General features: G+C 40.9%; 20 protein-coding genes. 7 read left to right on the plus strand and 13 right to left on the minus strand.

The window, feature by feature from the left end; genetic code table 11:
* Window positions 1–3: 3 nt before the first annotated feature.
* From nosD to ACGEDC_RS05690, 8 genes are all read right to left on the minus strand, one after another.
* On the minus strand, window positions 4–1341 hold the full coding sequence (gene nosD / locus ACGEDC_RS05655) for a nitrous oxide reductase family maturation protein NosD (RefSeq protein WP_394496998.1): 1338 nt from the start codon (window positions 1339–1341) through the stop codon (window positions 4–6).
* Window positions 1342–1449: 108 nt separating this feature from the next.
* Window positions 1450–1953 (minus strand): nitrous oxide reductase accessory protein NosL, encoded by a 504-nt coding sequence (locus ACGEDC_RS05660; protein ID WP_065109375.1) that lies wholly within the window; start codon window positions 1951–1953, stop codon window positions 1450–1452.
* 100 nt (window positions 1954–2053) lie between these two features.
* A complete protein-coding gene (gene nrfD, locus ACGEDC_RS05665) occupies window positions 2054–3001 on the minus strand; it encodes an NrfD/PsrC family molybdoenzyme membrane anchor subunit (RefSeq protein WP_394497001.1) in 948 nt (315 codons plus the stop codon).
* A gap of 1 nt (window position 3002) precedes the next feature.
* On the minus strand, window positions 3003–3710 hold the full coding sequence (locus ACGEDC_RS05670; RefSeq protein WP_055023495.1) for a 4Fe-4S dicluster domain-containing protein: 708 nt from the start codon (window positions 3708–3710) through the stop codon (window positions 3003–3005).
* Between the two features lie 68 nt (window positions 3711–3778).
* Window positions 3779–4516 (minus strand): tetratricopeptide repeat protein, encoded by a 738-nt coding sequence (locus tag ACGEDC_RS05675; RefSeq protein WP_055023496.1) that lies wholly within the window; start codon window positions 4514–4516, stop codon window positions 3779–3781.
* Between the two features lie 43 nt (window positions 4517–4559).
* The gene (locus ACGEDC_RS05680; protein WP_394497004.1) at window positions 4560–5342 is read right to left on the minus strand and encodes an FKBP-type peptidyl-prolyl cis-trans isomerase; all 783 of its coding nucleotides are present in this window, start codon (window positions 5340–5342) and stop codon (window positions 4560–4562) included.
* A 70-nt stretch (window positions 5343–5412) separates the two neighbouring features.
* On the minus strand, window positions 5413–5844 hold the full coding sequence (locus ACGEDC_RS05685) for a rhodanese-like domain-containing protein (protein ID WP_394497006.1): 432 nt from the start codon (window positions 5842–5844) through the stop codon (window positions 5413–5415).
* Between the two features lie 85 nt (window positions 5845–5929).
* Entirely contained in the window at window positions 5930–7954 is a 2025-nt protein-coding gene (locus tag ACGEDC_RS05690; RefSeq protein ID WP_065109372.1) for a cytochrome C, read from the minus strand.
* 491 nt (window positions 7955–8445) lie between these two features.
* On the opposite strand from ACGEDC_RS05690, the gene ACGEDC_RS05695 reads away from it, so the two are divergent.
* The 4 genes from ACGEDC_RS05695 to ACGEDC_RS05710 all read left to right on the plus strand — a co-directional run bounded on the left by ACGEDC_RS05695 (window position 8446) and on the right by ACGEDC_RS05710 (window position 12257).
* Entirely contained in the window at window positions 8446–10437 is a 1992-nt protein-coding gene (locus ACGEDC_RS05695) for a heme lyase CcmF/NrfE family subunit (protein ID WP_394497009.1), read from the plus strand.
* The gene (locus tag ACGEDC_RS05700; RefSeq protein ID WP_211029338.1) at window positions 10434–10925 is read left to right on the plus strand and encodes a cytochrome c-type biogenesis protein; all 492 of its coding nucleotides are present in this window, start codon (window positions 10434–10436) and stop codon (window positions 10923–10925) included. The genes ACGEDC_RS05695 and ACGEDC_RS05700 overlap by 4 nt, the downstream gene beginning before the upstream one ends.
* Window positions 10918–11502: a TlpA family protein disulfide reductase gene (locus ACGEDC_RS05705; protein WP_394497011.1), complete on the plus strand. Its 585-nt coding sequence runs from the start codon at window positions 10918–10920 to the stop codon at window positions 11500–11502. Before ACGEDC_RS05700 ends, ACGEDC_RS05705 begins: the two co-directional genes overlap by 8 nt.
* 176 nt (window positions 11503–11678) lie before the next feature.
* Window positions 11679–12257 (plus strand): nucleoside triphosphate pyrophosphohydrolase family protein, encoded by a 579-nt coding sequence (locus ACGEDC_RS05710; protein ID WP_065109368.1) that lies wholly within the window; start codon window positions 11679–11681, stop codon window positions 12255–12257.
* A 131-nt stretch (window positions 12258–12388) separates the two neighbouring features.
* Here the strand turns inward: ACGEDC_RS05710 and ACGEDC_RS05715 are convergent, their stop codons facing one another.
* The 4 genes from ACGEDC_RS05715 to uvrD all read right to left on the minus strand — a co-directional run bounded on the left by ACGEDC_RS05715 (window position 12389) and on the right by uvrD (window position 17807).
* Window positions 12389–13405, minus strand: coding sequence for a hypothetical protein (locus tag ACGEDC_RS05715; protein WP_394497014.1), 1017 nt, complete (start codon window positions 13403–13405; stop codon window positions 12389–12391).
* A gap of 93 nt (window positions 13406–13498) precedes the next feature.
* Window positions 13499–14365 carry an alpha/beta hydrolase gene (locus ACGEDC_RS05720; RefSeq protein ID WP_394497016.1) on the minus strand — a complete coding sequence of 289 codons (867 nt, stop codon included), beginning with the start codon at window positions 14363–14365 and terminating at the stop codon, window positions 13499–13501.
* 116 nt (window positions 14366–14481) lie between these two features.
* Window positions 14482–15363 carry a 4-hydroxybenzoate octaprenyltransferase gene (ubiA, locus tag ACGEDC_RS05725; protein WP_394497018.1) on the minus strand — a complete coding sequence of 294 codons (882 nt, stop codon included), beginning with the start codon at window positions 15361–15363 and terminating at the stop codon, window positions 14482–14484.
* Window positions 15364–15638: 275 nt separating this feature from the next.
* Complete coding sequence (gene uvrD / locus ACGEDC_RS05730; protein ID WP_394497020.1) at window positions 15639–17807, minus strand: DNA helicase II; 2169 nt, start codon at window positions 17805–17807, stop codon at window positions 15639–15641.
* Between the two features lie 853 nt (window positions 17808–18660).
* Between uvrD and ACGEDC_RS05735 the strand changes: the two genes are divergently transcribed.
* Window positions 18661–19494 carry a hypothetical protein gene (locus ACGEDC_RS05735; RefSeq protein ID WP_394497022.1) on the plus strand — a complete coding sequence of 278 codons (834 nt, stop codon included), beginning with the start codon at window positions 18661–18663 and terminating at the stop codon, window positions 19492–19494.
* Window positions 19495–19617: 123 nt separating this feature from the next.
* Window positions 19618–20538, plus strand: a complete 921-nt coding sequence (locus ACGEDC_RS05740) for a hypothetical protein (RefSeq protein WP_394497024.1) — start codon at window positions 19618–19620, stop codon at window positions 20536–20538.
* A 457-nt stretch (window positions 20539–20995) separates the two neighbouring features.
* On the opposite strand, the gene ACGEDC_RS05745 is transcribed toward ACGEDC_RS05740, so the two are convergent.
* A complete protein-coding gene (locus ACGEDC_RS05745; RefSeq protein ID WP_080916895.1) occupies window positions 20996–21352 on the minus strand; it encodes a RidA family protein in 357 nt (118 codons plus the stop codon).
* A gap of 212 nt (window positions 21353–21564) precedes the next feature.
* On the opposite strand from ACGEDC_RS05745, the gene ACGEDC_RS05750 reads away from it, so the two are divergent.
* Window positions 21565–22497, plus strand: a complete 933-nt coding sequence (locus ACGEDC_RS05750) for a LysR family transcriptional regulator (RefSeq protein ID WP_394497027.1) — start codon at window positions 21565–21567, stop codon at window positions 22495–22497.
* The last annotated feature ends 11 nt before the right edge of the window (window positions 22498–22508 follow it).

Raw genomic sequence — 22508 nt, forward strand, 5'->3', positions numbered from 1 at the left:
ACCCTATTTACTTAACAACTGCTGCGCAGACTGTGGGCGATTATTTTCAATTAAGGAAGGCCGTGATGCGCTTGTCATTGGAAAGCTATCGATCACTCCAGCCTCAGGTAAAAGACTAAACTGCTGTTGAGTCCAACGTAATAAAGATGCAACAGGGCTTTTTAATAAAAAGTGCGCTTCTGGATAAAGCCAATACAAGCGATCTAAATGATCACTAGGCTGATACGCTTGTTCACTCACCCCATCACCCGAGTTATCCCAACCGATAAATCCACTCCAGTAGTTTCCCTGCTGCTGGTGACTCCACTCTACTAAGGTGTCGCCTACGTACTTTACCTGTGCTTGGTTGTTGATAAATTGATTACGATAAATTTTGTTCCCCTCGCCTCCCATGGCCATATAAATACCAATTTCACTGTGGCCAAAGTGGTTTTCATAAATACGGTTATCGCGGGCACCATAGATGAACATACTTTTACCCTCATCACCCGTCGGCATTTTGGGCTGAGGATTAACGATATTATCTACCTGATTTGCATGGATGTCTGAGTCATTGGTCATGTTTAGCAACACCCCAAAAGTCGCCGCATTGTCTACGCGATTATGATGGAGATTAATCCGCTTTGAGTTCATTAATGCATAACCGCCATCAACATCCACAGCGACATTATTTTTGGCTTCATCACCTTCGGTATACATGTAGTGAATACCGTACTGCTGAGATGAGAAATGATTGTCATCGATGAAGCTATTCTTACCTGACTCAAGGTATATCCCATCCCTCACATCTTTGATGGTATTCCCCTCAATCACCGCGTCATCAACCCTTTTTAGATAAATGCCATCGCCTCTGTCGAGTACAAAAAATTGCTTATTCCCTATGATGTAATTGTTATAAATCTCAATATGCGAGGTATTATCAGCCCGAATACCAAAGCCATCACCGGTTAAATTATTCCCAGAAATCACAATATTACTCATACCATCATTCACTAAGATGCCAGCATTAAGCTCGTACTGATCAGCTCCCCAATTTAGTATTGTTAACTGCTCAACACGAACATCACTGCTTGCAATCGTAATGGCGCTACCCTTGCCCTGGGCATCAATAATTGAACAAGGGTGTCCTATGAGTGTCAGAGGTTTGTTAATAACGGCATTGCCAATGTAAGGTTGGTCCTGCAGCAACACAGTGTCATGGGCGTTAGCTTCATCAATGACCTGCTGCAGCAAAATGACATTAAGCGAATTTTGCACGTCGGTGTCTGTCGAGTTTGCGAAAGCACAAGGGGCGTTAATAACACCGATTAACCACAACCCATTAAGCAAAAATTTAACCATGGTTTTCCTCACTTTCGCCTCGATTTACCTTGGCAATGAATCATCACTCACCATACTGTAAATAGACGCTATAACAGCGCAATAAAATCGGCCAATATCCTAAGTCAATTAATGATGGCTCATGCCTTCGCCGAGTAATTCGATAGTAATATCATCAAAGCCTAATACCGCACCGCCATATTCATTGGCAAACTGCTCGGCGGCGTTAACTGTGCTAAATGAGGCAACAGCAGATCCCATCACAGCTTGACGACTTGTACCATAAACATAGGTAGCAGTTTTACCGTCAATGAAGTGTTCATCTTTAGGATCATCCCAAGATGTTGCCGCCATGTCGTGTACCCAAATTTGTGTCACCTGACGGGCATTTTCTGGCTGAAGTAAGAAACTAAACATGTCACGGGTTGAGCAAAAAGAAGGATTTTTTTCCACATTTTTCAGTTTTAGCTGGCCTTTCGGGCCTGGATATTTGGTGATCATCATGCCGCACATATGGCAACGATCGTGTTCATGTATTGCATGTGCATGACTATCAGCCTCTGTTGTAACATTGTCAGGTTGGCAGGCAAATAAGAAAGGAACGAGTAACAGTAGCGATAGTATTTTTTTCATTTCAGTTTTCCAATTCAATACAGGCTATTACCTGATAAAAAGAATCACCCTTAAAAATGACTAAGGGAAGACATAAGACTTAAGGGTGACTCTGGCAACACTAAATTGCGTATGTTTGACCTGCATATAAGATAAACAGACGTAAACACATCATGCCGCTAATGGCACATACGCCTGATAGATAGAACGCTTTAGCTGAATGACTAAAGGTTTTACCGGTGGCAAAGTTAAGTAGAATAGGGCCTAAGAACCCAACACCTACGACACCAATCCAGAACAAGTTTGCCCACACACCAGAGGTAAATGCAGCAAAAGCTGACTGCGCCCCTGCATTTCCTGTCGCAAGTGACATCGCAATCATGCAAATAAACAAAATTTCCGCAATCATGATTGGCCATTCAGCTCCATGAAGGATTTTAAGTTCACTGCTATGCATGTCTTCTTTAAACAAGAATACTGACAACATTTTTGACGCTGCAGCACCCGCTGAAACACCCGACGCAATGAATAACGCAGGTAATACTGCAGTATTAATGAGCGGGAAGCGGATTAACGCTGAAATCAAGAAACCGGTATAAGCACACACTGCTGCTGCTAAAATTAACGCCGTCACTTCGCAAGGCCTACGAACGGGTTTAAGCATAGTAATAATAGGCAACAAGAAGTTGAGCGCTGGTATGGTTTTAATTTCATCTTCAAAGGCATATAAACACAACACTGCAGTTAGCGGAATGTATACACACAGTGCAATTACCCCGATAGACATCACTGAAGTGAAGTTATAGAACACCAAAATACGCCAGAAGAATAATGGGTTAGTTAAGTCTAAAACCAGACATAACATCCCAAGTGCAATCGTCACGAATGAGATTAAACTGGCAGCTTTGTATAATGGTGTCGTAGCTGTTTGCCCCTTAAAGAAGCGAATAGCCAATGCCACCACTAACGAACCACCCGAAATACCGGCTAAGAAAAGGTAAACCGCAATTGGCCAAGGCCATGCCACCCCTTCAGATAAGCCCATGGTAAATTCCATTGAACCGTCCATCTTATACCCCCAATTTTACGACTGGAATGTAACGAAGGCTTGGTTCGGTACCAAACTGCGGTTTCATACGTACAGAGTCTTTTACCGCTAATAACTTATTAACGTATGAGGTTGGATCGTTAGCATCGCCAAAGATCAACGCATCATATTTACACTGTTGCACACATGCAGGTAACTCACCTTTTGCCAGCTTACTGTTTAAACAAAAATCACAGTTATCGGCGACATCAGTTTCTTCATTGATAAAACGTGCATTGTAAGGGCAAGCGCCAATACAATATTTACAACCAGCACATTTACTGGCGTCCATGGTGACGATCCCAGTTTTAGGATCTTTATGTGCAGCACCAGTAGGACAAACGGCAACACAAGGCGCGTTCTTACATTGTTGGCAAGACACACGAACAAATTTACGCTCACAGTTACATGCTTCTTTGCCACAATGTGGACAGGCTTGCCCTTCCACACCACCCGATTGATGTTCCATCAACAATTTTGATTTGCCATCAGGTAAGTTATTAGCGACATTACATGCCTCTTTACACTCACCACAACCGACACATTTATTTTGATCAAACACCATGACGTAATGAGGTTTATTGGCATCTTCGTTGTCATCTTTAACAGAACTACACCCCATAGGGCCTAGAATTAAAGAGGCAGCTCCCATGCCTTTTAGAAACCTCCGTCTTTCTATATTTTCACTCACAACATCCTCCCTAGTTCAGCCTTAGCTGACTGGTTTTTATTGGTTCGCTGCAAATTCAAATGACGAAATTAGCGACTCACTTCATCCAATTTAAATTCGGCTTTCATTATTGCGTTATTAATAGACTGTCTATTAAAAGATTGGGTTTGGTTGGTTTGTAGGATGCGCCAATGTTCAATGGCGACTGCATACTGGCCATTAAGGTAAGCATCAGTTGCCAATATCATTCGGGTATTAAGCTCGTCACGTTGTAAATTCAACGCAGTATCAATAACCTTGCGTGCCTCAGGTAAAAACTGACGACCATCGCGGTAATACATTGATGTGGCTTGCATGCCTAATAACCCGGCATCTTCGCCGACTAGCTCAATAAGCTGACTTAACGTATCGACAGAGTCGGCATACATGCCACCTTCTGCATAAGATTGCGCTAACGCCATTAATGCCATTTCATTAGTCGGTTGCTGCTGTACTTGTTCTCGCCCTTTTGTGATTTTGGCTGCGATCAAATAATCTACCGAGTCATCCACTCGCCCTTTATCCCAACCTTGGAAATGTCCTCCACTGGCATATATAGATAACGAAAAGATCAATACAATTGCCGACATCCACAAAGGGTATTGGTAAGCACCGACATCTGCGAAGTCATCAGGTTCTACAGATATGGTGCTGCCCATTTCGGCATTTGTATTGGTTGCTTTCACCACTGTGCTGCTCAAATTACGGTTATATGCACAGTGATGAATCCAGAAGAGTCCGATAAATATACTCAGACATACTGCGATACCTAAGGCCAGAATATTCATAAGTGTCTCTTCTTTCTTTAAAAAAACGATTAAGTGTTGTCGCTTAGTGAGAGCCGTGTGAGCCCATTGCGCCATTCATACCCATACCACTTAGGCCCATGCCTTTAGCGTTTTCACTTGGCTTTTCAGACTTCACTAACTCGACTTCAAAAATTAATGCGGTATCACCTGGAATATCGCCAGCGCCATCCTTGCCATAAGCCAACTCTGATGGAATAACAAAGCGGAATGTTGACCCTTCTGGCATAAGACGTAAGCCTTCTTCCCAGCCTGGAATAGCGGTTAATAATGCAAAACGAACAGGGTCTGTGGTTTCATCAAATACTGTGCCGTCAACCATCGTGCCTTTGTACTTCACGGTGACAACATCTTCCGCTTTAGGTTTTACGCCTTCACCCATTTTGATCACTTCGTATTGCAGACCAGATTCGGTAATGGTGACGCTATCTTTGTTTTTGTTTTCAGCTAAGTAAGCTTCACTGGCTTGCTTGCTTTCAAGGGCAATTTGTTTCATTTTTTGCGAGCTTAATAAGTTCAGTAATTCACTGCGCTCATTTAAGTAAGTGAGTACTTCTTCATCCGACATTTTTTGCTCATTTTTTAGCGCATCAATCACACCATCAATGACTTTTTGCACATCAACTTGAGCACCCAACTCTGTTTGGTTATAAATTTGACTGGATAGGTAATTACCAATCGAAGCACCCATACTGTAGGAATGTTTTTCAATATCATTTTCAACGCTTTCAGTAGCAAAACTTCCTGCTGAAAAAACCAAAGACATACAAGTTGCAACTGCTAAAGTGCTTTTAGTTAATAGCTTCATTCGATGTTCTCTCTTTAAAAAGTTAACCTGCGGACAACAAGCCTCAGGCTGTTAATCGGTAATAAAATCGTTATGGTTTTTCTATGACTCTGCCAGACAAGCGCCAGCCGTAAATTCCTTCGGCCATATGTCTAACTCCTGTGTACCCGAGCTTTACTGTTTCGCGAGCAGCCATCGCACTCGAAGTGCATAAGGTATTTGCACAGTAGAAAACCATCACGGCATCCTTATTTTTTGGAAGTAACTCTTTCCAGTTCTTCACATTGAAATACACAGCGCCTGGAATAAATCCTTCAGCCCATAATTCCAATGTGTTTACATCAAAAAAATAAACATCTTCATTGCCCACTAATGACTCAGCTTCACGCATTGAAATCGGATTAAGCTGAATATTGCTCATTTTTACAGGGATTAAATCTCCCCCAGCCCCAGCAAAGACTTGTGCTTGCACGGCAATAAACAACGAGACAGTAATCAGGAGGTTGCTAAGTAATTTTTTCATGGTCTTTCTCTCTAAATATCTCGGCATCGGCTGATGCCGAGCTATTAAAAATGGCAACGAGCGATTGCTCGTTGCCATCTGGGTTTTACATTTTTTTACCATTAATAATGGCTTGAGCTTGGGTCACGTAAGTTAATGCTGCGTCGATACGTTTTTGGGTATAACGCGCACCATGAACACCCCAAGAACCGTCTTTTTCAAGTAAGGTCACTGCATCTTGAGCTTTATCAGCCAACAGAAGTACTTGTGATTTATCTTCAACAGATAACTTAGTCACTTCTAGTAATTGGTCGATAGCTTCAAGTGCACCAACAACTTGAGCGTAGGTTTCTTTAATTGGTGTTTGGAACTTCATGACTTCGCCGTAGATCTCTTGTTGATCTTCGTAGTGTAGGCTTGGGTCAAGTTCAGATTGGAACTGACTATGACAACCTTTGCCATTTACAACGTTATCATCAGAGGTCGCAGTACGAGCACAAGACCACATTAAGTCTAAGTAGTTATTACCATCTGCGTTCTTCGCAACAGTCCAACCTTTAGTCGTCGCTTCACGAGACTTGCCTTCTGGTGGATTTAGCGTTTTCTGAGTTGGGTCAATTTCGATTTTCCACATGTGAGACTTACGTACGGCATCGAAACCAGCTTGATCAGGGAACTGCATTGCGGTGAAGTTTTCACAGCTGCCCATGTTAGGCATGTGACAACTTGTACAGCTTTGCTCGCTATGAGTTTTCGTATTGTCAGCAATTTCTGCTTGCGCAGCGTGACAGTCTGAACACTCTTTCTTCATTTTCGGTTTGGTATAACCAGACTTCCAATCGTTGCTTGTCACTTCATGCGGATCATGACACGTGGCACAACGCATGCCTTTTTCATAATGCATAGAAGCAAACATTTGCGATCCTTCAGTACCACATGATGGACATGCAGACTTCATTTTCACACCGAAGGCATACTCAAGTTTCTCTTGACCTTGTTCTGTATCAGCTAACTCATCAACATAGTTGAAACGTTGGTGACAACGTTCACAGTTAGATGGCATACCACCGCCATTACCGCCGTCTAAGTGACCACCAGCGCCGTGACACTCTTCACAAGCAATACCTTTAGAAATCGTATGCTCACGAAGTTTTTCAGGGTCGCCTAATGCCGCTAAGTACTCATCTTTGCTTTGGAAGTCGAACTTGAAGCTATGACAAACTTCACAGTAAGAACTCGCTGGTTGGAACAACATTTCTTTTTCGTATTTCGCACCGTACGAGCTCATGCCCACTTGGTGAGAACCACTTAATCCAAATGCTTTACCTTCGTTTGTTGCAGGGAATTCTGGAATGGCAGCATTAATTTTTGCCGCCATTTCAGGGGTAAGCCACTCCGCCCAACCACGTGAGAATTGGTTACCACCAGCAACCATTTTACCGGTGCCATCTTTTAGTAAACCATCACGGATATGGTAAGTACCACGCACCATCCACGCATCAATGAAACCATATTTTGTACGAGGCGTACCAACGGTTGCATAAATGGCATCAGGGGTAATACCGTCAGGTAAGATAGAAGTATCTTTGGTGTTGTACATGGTTTTGTTCAAATCGTTATCGACTTCTGGATGCTCTCCAGGGAAACGAATTGTTTTAGAGTGACGAGAACGACTCCATGCTTCATATTGCACAGCATGACACTCACCACATTTTTCAGGTCCAACAAACTTGTTCGGATAATCTAAAATAGATTTTGCCCCCAGGCGATATTGCACCGCACTTGGACGACCAACACGCTTACTGTATTTCGGGCTATTACCAGTATCTAAATATTCTTCACCACGGTCACTAATGTGGTAATCACCCACTAAGTTACCTTCTTCATGGTATTTAAATAATGGATGGTTTTGAAATAAGTAATCAAAAAGTTCTTTTTCTTGAACAATATAATCTTGCAGCGTTTTAACGCCTTTTGCTTCTTCATCACCATTTGGGGCTGCAAGTACTTTTTGAGCTGTTTTACCCATGGCTGGCACACTATCGTATTTACCAGCTGCAGTTGCATTGCCAACAATGCCAAGACAAACTAGCACGCTTAGTGCTGTCATCTTGTATTTAGCCTGTTTCATTGTCCCACTCCTAATCATCATTATTTTATATTTTGTCGTCGAACCTGGCAGTTCAGCGAACGATATAATTAATTTGAGCAAGAGTTATTTTAAAGCTAATAAGCCATCAAAAATTGAGCTGGATCACACCAAAAAACGCCTTACAGATAACAAAAGATAAAAGCAAAAATAAGCAACAAAATCAGATACCTATTGTTTGTTTTATTTTATTTTTTATATAAAAAGGCGATTTTTTTATCTGTAAAAAATAATAAATATCACTTTTATAAAATAAAAACTATTCACTGGGAAAATAGTAAGATCCATCTCACAGAAAGTTAATACTAAGATAGTTAACCTCTACTCAAGGTTATTTAGGCACAACATAATAATTATAAAACTAGACTAACAAATAACATTAATACGGATTAACTTTTAATATCATTGAATATATAAATTCCATTCCATTTATTTAGAAGTTATTAAAACACACATATATAATAGGTAATAATATGATTCCTGAAATTGGACATTTACTATTAATAATAGCGACTGTGCTATCATTATTATTAGCTATAATACCTATGCTTGGTTTATCGAATAATAATGCTTATTTAATTAGCTATTACCGTCTACTCAGTAATATGATGATTAGTGCATTTATTGGTGCCATTATTTGTTTAGGCATCAGCTTTATTACTAATGATTTCTCTGTTGCTTATGTCGCCGATCATTCCAATACGCAACTTGCCACATTTTATAAAATAGCTGCGATTTGGGGGAGTCATGAAGGATCAATGTTGTTTTGGGTATCGGCCATCGCCCTGTGGACTGCGATTATTGCCAATACTCATGCTAATAATCATCATGCGTTTTTTATTCGTACCGTATCGGTACTAGCATTAGTGATTTTTGGTTTTAGCTTATTTATCATTTTCACTTCTAATCCTTTTGTTAGATTACTGCCGAATTTTCCTATTGAAGGGCGAGATTTAAACCCTATCTTGCAAAATATCGGGCTGATTATTCATCCTCCGTTATTATTTCTTGGCTATGTCGGTTTAACAGTATGCTTTGCAGCATCTGTCGCCGCGCTAATTGGCAAGGAATTTACTCAGCAACATGCACGTTATCTAAGACCTTGGGCATTAATGGCCTGGGTATTTTTAACTGGCGGGAATGCATTTGGCTCATGGTGGGCTTATAACGAGCTTGGTTGGGGTGGTTGGTGGTTTTGGGATCCGGTTGAAAATGCCTCATTTATTCCATGGCTTGTGGCTACGGCTCTGGTTCACTCAGTGACCATGAGTGAACGACTCGGACAATGTAAAAAGTTGACCTTATTCTTAGCTATTTTAGCGTTTTCGCTCAGTTTATTAGGTACCTTTATTGTCCGTTCTGGGGTAGTGCAATCAGTCCATGCTTTTGCCGCCGATCCGACTAGAGGAATGTCGATTTTATTCCTGCTAATTGTATTTTCTGGTAGTGCTTTAGGTTTATTTGCCACCCGAGCGCAATACATTCAGGCCCGTGATAAATTTGCTCTGATATCCCGTAATAGCCTTCTGCTAATAGGTAACCTATTATTTGTTGTCGCCGCATTATCTGTCTTATTAGGGAGCTACTACCCTATAATTTATCGCGTGCTCACTGGCGTAACGATTTCAGTAGGTGCTCCTTACTTCAACAGTATTTTTGTGCCTATTGTGGTGATACTAAGCCTATTAATGGGGCTTGCTCCCCTGCTACGTTGGCAAGTCGATAAACGCTCAAACCTCACTGTACCTGCAATATTATTGCTCATCTCAATAATCACTGCTGCGATATTCAATGTCGCACTCGAGCAGGCCAATGTATGGTTTTTCCTCGGATTAGCCTCTGTTACTTGGTTAGTGCTGACAATCATGGTTGCCATTATTCAGCACCAACAAGGTGCAGATAAACATCATAGCCGCCGATTTTACGCCATGTGCCTTGCACACCTTGGCGTTGCGATGGCCATACTTGCAGGTACCGTCGTTTCAAATCTTGAGCAAGAAGAAGTGCTCAGTATGGGGCCTAACCAAGGTAGAGAACTCGCCGGTTATACATTTGTCTTTGAGCAAACTCAGCATGTGACAACACAAAGCTATGATGCACTGCAAGCTAATATCCTCGTAATGGATAGTAATGAAAATCCTATTGCGTATGTCTATCCGCAACGTCGTACCTTTAAAACCAACGGTATGCAAATGTCAGCAGCAGGTGTGCATTCGAGCCCGTTAAAAGACTTATATGTCTCAATGGGTACACCGCTAAATGACACCGAATACCTGATCCGTATCAGCTATAAACCACTGATAAATGGCTTATGGCTTGGTGCATTAATGATGATGATTGCAGGGCTAGTGGTGGTGTTTGGTTGTAAAAGTCCCTTATACCGCCATCAATCACAAACAGCTCGACCTCTAAAACAGCTTCAAGCCTTGTCTCAATCACAGGCATTACAGGAGCCGACACCATGATATTTCCAACAGTTAATTCGTCTCGATTAGGCTCATTGAGTCATTTATCTCACATCTTGATTAGTCTGATTGTCAGCGTATTGATTGCCATCAGTGTAAAACCAGCAAGTGCTGAAGATATCACGATGCCAAACGAGTATAGCGCCAGTGAAAAACGTGCATTGGGGTTTGAAATTGCGCAAGAATTACGTTGTCCAATTTCCGACAATCGCAGCTTGTTTGATTCACAAACTCAAATTGCTAATGAACTTAAAGGGCATATTTTTCAAAAACTCGATGAAGGCCAATCTAAACAACAAATCATTGATTTTATGGTCGCTCGCTTTGGCGAACGGATCCGCTACACCCCAAGTTTCCACTCAGGCACGTTGGCATTATGGGTCATTCCACTTGGATTAATCTTACTTGCCGCTTTTGGTGGCATTGCTTGGATCAAAAAACAACAAGCCGACTCAGCGCCACAATCTTATGAGAATTATTATGAATAAATTACTTCCATTTACCATGCTATTACTGACTGGCAGTCTGCACCTTAATGCTGTCGCTAGTCCTAATGAAGCCAAAGTTTATGAAACCGGTGAACCTATCGCTAAACCTATGGTGATGTCCCGATTTGTCGAACTGCACAATGCCAGAAAAATTAAAGATATTGATTTCAAAGACCAACAATTAAAAACGGTCAATTTGAAACAGCATCAAGGTAAATTGGTCATGGTAAACCTATGGGCAACATGGTGTGCGCCTTGTATCAAGGAAATCCCAGCCATGCAGGCGATTAAAGCGCGCAATAAAGATAATGACTTTGCTTTAGTCCCTATTTCGATTGACGAAGATCTAGCCAATATCCAACCGTTTTTTGAAAAACACGGTTTTGGAGAATATGCCACTTGGATCGATCCCGACAAAGACATTGATTACATCATGCCTGCAGATTTACTCCCTGCAAGTTTCTTTCTTGACGGCAAAGGGAATCTTGTTGGGTTTGTTCGAGGCTATATCGATTGGACTGACGAAGGTATTCAACCTTACTTAGATGGCTTAATTGCCAAATATGCCAATAGATAACAAATCAGTTTTAGTTTCATCATCACAAAAGGTTCTATTAACCTCCGCCCGATCCCTGTTTTATGGGCGGTTATTTTTATTATCCTAACGGTGACCCTGTGTCGCCGTTTTTCTTGTAGTACGAAGTGCAATTCATTACCATAATCGCCTATTTTATTAACTAGGCTTACTGACTCATGAAGTTATCTGTTTTAGACCAATCCATTTTTGACCATTTATACCGTGATATCAGAGAATTTCGCAGCACCTTTGATTTACCCATCGAAGATGCGACCAGCCTAGATGATAAAGCGGATACCCTACATACCTCACTCATCATTGAAGAGTTAACAGAGCTTGCTGAAGCTGACTGCCGTGTTGAACAAGCTGACGCCATCGTTGACTCGGTTTATGTGCTTATGGGGCGTTTAGTGCATTTAGGCGCTAGCAAAATCACTGACCGCATAGAAATTAGTTACTTAGTTGATTTACTGTTATGTGTGGCTAACAATCGCGAAATTAACTTTATTGAATGTTGGGATGAAGTCCACTCAAGCAACATGAGTAAAGTATGCCGTAATGAGCAAGAATTAGCTGAAACAGTAGCCCATTATGCCAAGCAAGGCGTTGAAATTGTTGGCAGCACCAAAGGCGAGTTTATCATTGCTAAATGTGCAAAAGATGTAGAAATGGCGGGTAAAGTCGTTCGCCAAGGTAAGGTATTAAAATCGGTTTATTATCGACCTGCTGACTTAGCCAAATTAGTGAGTAACTAATCCAAGTAGACCAGATTAAGTGCATTATCAATGCCGACTAATCAGCTCAAATGAATAACAATAATGCGCCTACGTTGGCGCATTTTTTTACGCACAATCTTCACCAATGTGCTTGGTAACAATTCGAAAGATTACGCCGCTTGATTATGTTCAACATTCACCAATGTCTCGAACACCTTTTCTGGCTCAGCAACTTGAATGTGCAATACGGTGAGCTTTTCAACTAATTGCCCTAACCCGCCAAAATACCATTGTGGCGTGTTAAAACGTATGGTGAGATTAGTCAGCTCGCCTCGCCCAATGGCCAGCTCATTATCAACAACCTTTTTGGCTATTTGATTCACCTCTACCGCTTCAATCTCATTAACATCAATCGCCATAAAGCCCCAAATGGCATTATTAATCACTAGTCTATCGCGGATTAAATACATTGAATAATGGCGCGCGATACGATAATTCGCCACCAACATCACCAAGGTTAAACTGATGATTGAAGACACGATAATCGCGGCTAATTCACTCCAGTTAACCAACATCATATAGCTGGCAATACAACTAGATAAACAGCCAGTAAGCATGACTAACAAATGCCAAGGCTTGGCACTCATTAACTTAATGTGGCTGAGGGCTGTGGGATGATGACGAGAAAACCATGGAATAGCGTAATACCAGTTTGTGGGTTCACCCGCCACGATAAAGGCAATAGACAGCGCCTTTTCATCCTTATCTGCATACAATTCTACCGCACTGACTCTCGGGTCGCCTTTTACCTTTCTAACCTTTAATAAGCCACGAATAATCGTAAATACGAGGTAAGCTTCAATGATCAATAACCCCCCAACAATGGGGTATTTTAACCAAGCAACAAACTCAAAATAGTCGGCAATATCTGCCGGAAAGCTGAGCCTGGCGACCAAGCTGCTAGTGCTTAAAATAATAATCAGCTTCCACCACTTTTGGCCGCCTTTTTCAATAATGCAGTACCAATATGTCAACGGAATAATGACAAAGTAACCAATAGCAATCAAAGTTACTGTTAGCTCGTCACTACTGTTTGTTAGTGTTTCGGGCGTGAGCTGTACACCAAGAGTAAATAGCACTATCGCAATAGCTAAAAAAATCAGTCGGTATTTTACGACAGGTCTCATAGCAAAATCCTTATTGGCTAAGTTTGTTATCCATCACGATATGACTCTCAATTCACTCATCACATCACTTCGTAAACTAATCCACTGAGCAGATTATTTTTCAGCAGATAAAAACCAGCTTAGCCCTTGAATTGCCGCTGCTGGAAACGCCATATTATGGCTTGCCGCTTCTATCACCTGTAATCGAACATTGAGCGTTTGCGCAGCTGATATTCTGTTCTTTTGGGACAAAATCGCTTGAAACGCTTTCGCATCTGCCACCATGTCATGACCATACTCAGTTAGCGCTGCCGTTTCATATTCACCAATTGCGATATAAACCTTAGCATTAACGTCTTTTAGCATAAAGTCAGCGGAACGAAATTGCTTCATCAGCTGCTTGTCATCAAACCATAATGACGGACTACTCAATAGGTAATGGTTAAATAACTGTGGCTGCTTTAGCAAAGCATAGGCGCCAAATAAGCCACCTAAGGAATGACCAATTAAGGTATTTTGACTAGGGTTAGTGCGATAGTGTTTGTTGATATGAGGCATGAGCTTGTTAGCGATAAAATTCAGGTGTCTCTGGGCTTCACCGGTTTTACGCTTCCAGCTTTTATCTGAACTTGGTGTGTAGTCCCTTATCCGACTCGCTGCTGGGCTCATGCCTTCTTGCCAATCAATGCCGACTAATATGGCTTGATCCATTTCCCGCATGTTCATCGGTAATCGTGTGACCCCAGATACCACTTGAAAGCTATACATGGCATCAGTCATATAGACTACAGGGTAATACTGAATCGGATCTTGTTCTTGATAACTGTTAGGTAATTTAATCCATATTTTATAGCTTCTATCGGAATCTTCTAAAATAATGGATGAGGTATTAGGAATGGTAAAGGCCTGCTCAGCCCTGACTGGCGCAGATAGGGTTAATAATCCCATTACCGCTACGGCCAGCAAATAAACAATATGCATCAGCTATCCTTGTTGATGTTGTTTTTAGTGATGTGTAATTAATAATATTGTTTCACTGCAATAAGCTAAAACATAACAGAGTTAATCAGTTGTTTTAGCTTAATTTTGCAGCAATATTAGTATGGTAAAATATAATCAGCGGCAAGTGCGATGAATAACGCAAAACCAGCCCAATTGTTATTTAAAAATGCCTTAAAACACTGCGCCCGTTCGCGGCTATAAATCAACCATTGCTGATAAGCACTGAATACAATAAAGCTGCTAATACCAACGCCGTAAAACAGTCCTCGCTCAGCTGACCAACCGGCACATATAAAACACGTCAGTGCGGCAAGTTGAAACAACGCTATCCACTGGCGATCGTAACTGCCAAATAAAATGGCAGTAGACTTAATGCCAACTTTTAAATCATCATCCCTATCAACCATGGCATACATAGTGTCGTAAGCCACAGTCCAGCACCAATTAGCCGCAAATAACCACCATGCCTCAACAGGCACATAACCAAGCTGGGCGGCATAGGCCATCGGGATTGACCAGCTCCACACTATCCCCAAAAACATTTGCGGCATATTCGTCACCCGTTTCATAAACGGGTACATAATGGTGAGAATAATCCCCACCACCGAAAGCTTAACCACGAGTGGATTTAAAAATAACACCAAGCTAAACGCAATCAGCGCCATGACGATAAATAACATCAACGCTTCTTTGCTACTGACTTCACCTGAAGCGAGTGGCCTGTTTTTCGTTCGCTCGACATGGGCGTCTAATTTTCTGTCGGCAAAGTCATTAATGACACACCCACAGGCACGCATGATAAATACACCAAATACAAAGATAACCAGTACCTTTACATCAGGCATGCCACCAGCAGCTAACACCAGCGCCATCAAACATGGCCACATGAGTAATAATGTCCCAATTGGCCTGTCTAAACGTGTTAACCGTTTATAAACTGAAATCTTTTCTTTAAGCGTCCATGAGGATACTGCCATGGCTAACTCACTCCCACTTTTTGAAGTATATTCACTTCTTATTCGCCATTCTGGGTTGGCGTTATTTATGTGTGTTTGCCAAATGAATAATCTAACATGCTAAGGGCGTGTTAAAACACTTGTTTATCGTGGATATAGCGACAATGGTCACCATTTGTTCAAAATCTCGTTCCAATACCAATTATCCTATCTATCCCATATCAGATCATTGGGTTCAGAAAAACTAAACAGCCCTTCAACAACTGAAAAAACGGTTTTGGAACGACATGTACCATCTAGCAAGACTCTAGCTTTGCTAGTGATACTAACAACCACTTACTGCCAAAGTCGGTAAAGTTCACTTGAACTCGGGCTTTATCAGCTGTGCCTTCAAAGTCAGTGACAATGCCTTGACCAAACTTAAAATGCTTCACTTTTTGGCCGACTTTAAAGCCACTGTCATTAGCAATGGATTGACGTGGTACGTTAAAGCGACTGCTCATTGCTGGCGCAGAGACTGAGGCTTTCATGCGTATTTCTTCAACGTATTCAGATGGAATTTCACCAATAAAGCGTGAAGGACTGGCATAATCTTCACGACCATAAATACGACGAGACTCAGCGTAGCTGATATACAGTTTTTGCATCGCTCGGGTCATGCCCACATAACATAAGCGGCGCTCTTCATCTAAACGGTCACCTTCATCCAGTGCCATTTTGCTTGGGAAAATACCTTCTTCAACCCCTGCCATAAACACCACAGGAAACTCTAGCCCTTTAGCTGAGTGCAAAGTCATTAACTGCACAGCATCAGTAAACTTGTCAGCTTGGCCTTCACCTGCCTCCAATGCAGCATGAGATAAAAAGGCATTTAGCTCGCCCATATCTTCCAGTTCTTCAGGCATTTCAAAGCTGCGAGCTGCGGTAACTAGCTCGTTTAAGTTTTCTACCCGTGATTGGGCTTTTTCGCCTTTTTCGGCTTCGTACATTGCACGCAGTCCAGATCGCTGAATCACGGTATCCGTCATGCTATAAAGACTCATATCTAAGGTGTCTGTGCGCATACCAATCACTAAATCCATAAAGCCATTAACTGCGTTCGCCGCTCGGCCTGTTAATACTTTTTCTTCTATCAAGCGAACACTGGCTTGCCACATGGTCATTTCTTGCTGACGGGCAGTGGAGCGAATAATCTCTAAGGTACGGTTACCAATACCACGGGTTGGCGTGTTCACAACCCTTTCAAAAGCGGCATCGTCATCTTTATTATTGATAAGACGCATATAACCCATAGCATCTTTAATTTCTTGGCGTTCGAAGAAGCGTAAGCCACCGTATATACGGTACGCTAAGCCTTTATGCAGCAACGCTTCTTCAAGCACACGAGACTGCGCATTAGAGCGATATAAAATCGCACAATCCGCTAAGTTGCCACCTTTGGCATGCCACTCAGCCATTTTGCCAACAATAAAACGGGCTTCATCCATTTCGTTAAAGGCGCAATAGACTGAAATAGGCTCACCCGCCTTATCTTCGGTCCACAGTTTTTTACCTAAACGCTCAGGGTTATTAGCAATTAATTCATTCGAAGCATTCAAAATGTTAGCTGTTGAGCGATAATTTTGCTCAAGCCTAACGGTATTTGAACCAGGGAAGTCATTTAAAAAGCGATGCAAGTTTTCAACTTGAGCGCCACGCCAGCCATATATGGACTGATCGTCATCACCGACAATCATCACATTGGCAGAGTTACCCGCTAACACTCTGATCCACGCATATTGAATGGCGTTGGTATCTTGAAATTCGTCTACCAAAATATGTTTAAAGCGTTCTTGATAGTGCGCCAAAACATGGGGTTTATTGAGCCACAATTCATGAGCACGTAATAGGATTTCAGCAAAGTCGACTAACCCAGCGCGATCGCATGACTCTTGATAAATTTTGTAGATATTAAGTAGATTTTGCTCAATAGGAAAAACGCCGGCATCAATATGCTTTGGGCGTAATCCTTGGTCTTTTTTACCATTGATATAACCTTGGCATTGACGTGGCGGATATTGCTTTTCATCTAAATTGAGGCTTTTAAGAATACGTTTAAGTAAACGTAATTGGTCATCAGAATCGATGATCTGGAAGCTTTGCGGCAAATTAGCATCTTGATAATGGGTACGCAGTAGACGATGCGCTAATCCATGGAAGGTACCAATCCACATGCGACCCATATTCGTGCCGACGACCTTTTCAACACGCTCACGCATTTCTGCCGCCGCTTTATTGGTAAAGGTTACCGCTAAAATGGAGTATGGACTTTGTTGTTCAACCTGCATCAACCAAGCAATACGGTGGGTTAATACCCGTGTTTTACCACTGCCTGCGCCAGCCAAAACCAGCATGCTCGACAGAGGTGCACCCACTGCTTCGCGTTGCATTTCGTTTAAGCCATCTAATAATGATGATACGTCCATTGGTCCTCCCAAAAATCAAGCGGGCAGTATATCAGTTCAATGGCATCTGATCCTAGGGTGCAAAGAGGCTTAATCGTATAAGCACGGATAACAAGCGATGAATACCTCACTTGAGGTTCATTGATCGTCAAAATAAGGAGGAGATAATTAGGTAATTGTGCGTTTATTTTAAAGTTTGGGTTAACGTCGTGGTGTGCTCTCTATTTCCAAACTCCGTTTGGATTAACGTCGTGGCGCTTCGCCCACACCAGAGCAAGAAGGGTAAAACAGCTCACCCCTCTTGATTCTTTATAAACCATAGTCCCAGCAGCTCCGGCGAAATTTTCATTCTTTATTGACAAGACGGCGAAAGATTTCCAACGGGGGATTATCCAGCTTTGGACTTCGTTTGTAGTTCTAACATGTTTGTGCCCTAAAGTTAGTTAGAACCAAAGCTTTATTTAACAATGCTTCTCTTCGTTTTCCATACAACGTTTAATTGAAATTGCTCTTTTACATTTGCCATCCTTACAGCCTAGATTGCACAATCTAATGAACTGTTTTTATATACAGGTATAATGGGATTTGGCTTAATTTAAATCAAACAGCTCATCAAGTAAGTCTGAAGTCGTAAATCATGCTTAACTAAAAATCTATAATTGTCTGATAATGTCGGAAATAAATTTGATCACTTATTTTTTAAGCGACTTTAACGCGCAAGCTCGGTTTGTTTTAGGATGCCAAGAGAATTTTATTGCTTGACATCAAAGACATAGAGAATATACGGTGTTATAAATCAATAACTTATATGACCGACTTTATCAGGCGAGCCGTATAATAAGCTGTTAAACGGCACGTCAATATTTGGAGTAATATGAAACTTAAAAAGCTGCTTCAGCATGATTTTATAATTGAATTTGAAAGTCTGTTAGCTTGTGATTTTGAAAAGACCTTGTTTAAAGCTAGTTTGAGAAATTATTGCTCTCACGGTAATCCTTTAAGGTTTCATAATTTTGCATTTTCAATGAGGGAGTTAGTGCTCAGAATCATTGATAGACGAGCACCAAATTCAGAAGTAAAAAATGCGAACTGGTACAAGCGTGAAAGCACAAGATATGAAGTGACACGTAGGCAGAAGCTCAAGTTTTGTGCTCAGCGATATCTATCTGATAAATACCTAAATCAAGATGAGCTTGATGAACTAAATCAGAGTATTAAAGACTATTTGAAAGAATTCAATTTCTTTAATAAATATACGCATATAACTCCTAAGCACTTAAATTCATGCCCTCATAAGTTTTATGATGATATGAAGTTTATTATAAAGCGCTCTAAGGAGGTAATTGAACAGTTAAGCACCCTCGAAGGGCAAGTAGCGTCATGCGTTGAAAGTAAACTTCAAGATGAAATCTTTGATAAAGTTGTTAATAACTTCCCAGATGATTTATCTATTCTGGCTAACAATGTAATTCTTGAACAGGTATATCCTGAGGTTATAGTAATCGACGAGATCACTGAAAATAGAATGGATTTAATTGTGACTGGTTCGCTTGAAGTGAGTCAAGAGTATGGCAAGGGTGAAGACTTCTTGGAAATGTCGAATAGTTATTCATTTGAAACGTCAGTAGATGTATCTGTAAGTGACCCCCTTGATATCAATGTTTACCCAAATGATGTGGAAATCGACACTTCGTCTTGGTATGAATAAAGCCGTTTAACAAAACGTTTAAGAGCGATTCGTAAACGCGTGCCATTTTCGCTTCGCTCCAATTGTGGCACACATTTACTCACGCCTTAACGTGGCGTTATATGGTAAAGGGAGAGTGTATGTATGATGCTAGGTGATTTAGATTCTTATATGTCGGCACAAGACTATATTCTTGCTGCTAAAGAGAAAGATAAAAAATATGGAGTATACGTAGAAAGATCTATTATTTTTGCGACTTCCCAACTGTCTAATCTTAATGAAGCGTTAGTTGGTTTGGGAAGAGGAGAGTATGAAGCTGAAATAAGAATTAAAAATTCAGATATTATCAATTCAGAGGTATCTCCATATGCATTTTATATTAACTCTGGCGTTTTTAATGTATGTTATAGAATGAACTTGTCCAAATATGAGTTTTTATTTAAAGATAATTTAATAAAAAAAGTTATTGCTAATAACCCCGTTGAGTTACCGTTCTCTTTTGTGATGCATCATGAATTATCTCACCTATATCGAGCACATAACGAGGTCGTAAATATTGATACGAAGAAACCTTCTTTTGTCAAAGGCACTGAAATGGATGCAGATCTTCTAGCTGTTTCACAGTTATATAGGTCATTACAAAATAATTTTAAAAACTTTGCAATGGATGACCAAGAGCTTAGGGGGCTTGTTTTAATTTCTATACTTGAAACATTATGCGCGATGAATAGTTATTCTCAAGGAAGAATCTATCAATTGGGGGTCGAGAGACTAGCTGATGTTATTCTAAAAATATCAATGTTAAATGAGTCGATTAAAAGCAATATACCCCCTGATGTAAATTGTACCTCTGAGGTGACCAGAAATAATTTTAAATACATTAATGCATTACTACTCCGTTGCAAAGAATCTTTTGGTAAAACTAATACTATATCCGTATTCATTGATGAATTTTTAGTGTTTTTATTTTCTAATCCAATAAAACACATTGTAAATGAAACAACACTTAGCTCTTGGCAACAGATAAAAATACATGTGGCTGATGTGTCCAAAACAAAAGTTTAACTAGCGAATTACCATATAACAAGAAATTTAAACGGAACAAAAACAGCTTGCCATGTTTCGTTCCTCAGCAAGTTTGGCAAACAATTTTTGTCCGCTTAATTGGCGTTACCGTATATCCGATTGCCATATCTACCCTAATACCAAAAGTCACTTTTAGAATTTAACTTTAAAACGTTTTTGTCCAAAAATGAGTTTGGAAGTAATCAAACTTTACCATCAATAAGTCACGTTCATGCTCATATAAATTATCAAGCGGTTATCTTATCACCATTCATGACAACGCGAGTTTTTTCAATCTTTCTTATGGTCGCGCAGTAATAGCCAAAGGAATAAACCTGCCAATGGTTATGCGAACAAGACTCAAGTAGCCTGAGGCTACTTGAGGGAGTTGAATGCTGATGGCTAACAATGGATCTGAGATCTAAATCGATCCATTGCACTATTGACATAAAACTGTTTAAGCTTGAATTTCAGCAGCCACGACAGAAATTTCAACCAATAGTGCTTCACGTGCCATTTTAGCCGCAACACAGGCCCGAGCAGGAGCATAGCCTTCAATCACCCATGCATCCCAAACGGCATTCATTTCAGCGAAGTAAGACATATCTTTAACGTAAATGGTCGCAGATAATATGTGTTTTTTATCACTGCCTGCTTGCAATAATAACGCTTCGACTTTATCCAGCATGGTTTGGGTTTGCTCTGTGATATCTTTAGTGGCATCTTGGCAAACTTGACCACATAAGTAGATAGTACCGTTATGTTTTACAATGCGGCTCATACGTTTGCTGGTTTCTATGCGTTCTATTGTCATGCTGTTTTCTCGTTTATCACTGAAGTAAGTGCCCTATTATCAGCCATAAAAAACCATAAACACAACTGAGAATCTCTCATTGTTTCTTCGATCACTATTTAGCTTAACCCCGTTCAGGTGTGAGCTAACCAGCGAAAAATAGCCTCTGCATTGACAAGTAAATCACCCACTTATTACACTGATTGTGCGTGTCACTCATATAAGACCACAGTATGCACATCAATGATTTAGAGTTATTTATTGCCGTAGCCAAATTAGGCAGTTTTTCCAAAGCAGCTGAATCACTTGATACCCGACGGGCATTAGTCAGTCGTCGTATTGCCGACTTAGAAAAACACCTCGGTGCGCCACTCTTTATCCGCACCACTCGTGCAATGTCGTTAACCCCCAACGGTGAGCAATTTCTTGAACAAGTAGAGCCTTTGGTTAATCAGCTTCGAAATGCAGCTCATGTGATGCGAAACGATCAAGCTGAAGTCCAAGGACGAGTGAGAATTGGCCTTATTCCATTTACTGACAGATTGCTAGATAAATACATCGCAGAGTTCGTCACTAAATACCCTAATGTTCAGTTAGATATTTTTATGGTGAATGGGGGTTATAAAGAGTTGGCGCGACTCGGTCTAGATTTCGTATTAGATACAGGAACGCTTGATGACAGTGGGTTTATTGCTAAAAAACTGGGCACTTTGAACCTTAAATTATTTGCATCGCCGCTCTACATAGATAAAGCCGCTGACATTCATGATGTCACCGATTTAGAGCATCATTCATTTATTGGCAGTCGTTCAATTAATGGTATGGTCGACACCAAACTAAAAATGGGCGATCAAACCATTGAGGTCAAATACAATATCATCACCAACGAGCTGAATTCTTTATACAGCTTTTGTTTGGCGGGTGCGGGGATCTCAATGCTACCTTATAGTATTGCAGCTGAAGCCATTGCATCAGGTAAACTCGTCAGTGTGTTACCTGAAATTGAATCGACTCCCATCGACACATTCTTAGTCTATCCAAGTCGTAAACATATGACTGCAGCAGCTAAGTTATTTGCCGACACCATTGTTGATATGGCCACGTCTCTTATTGAAACCGAAACCGGCTATTACAAGGATGCTAAAACTGAATTAAAAAAGGCATAAGCGACGACCCT

Source organism: Shewanella sp. ENK2 (genome assembly GCF_043568515.1).
GTDB lineage: Bacteria > Pseudomonadota > Gammaproteobacteria > Enterobacterales > Shewanellaceae > Shewanella > Shewanella japonica.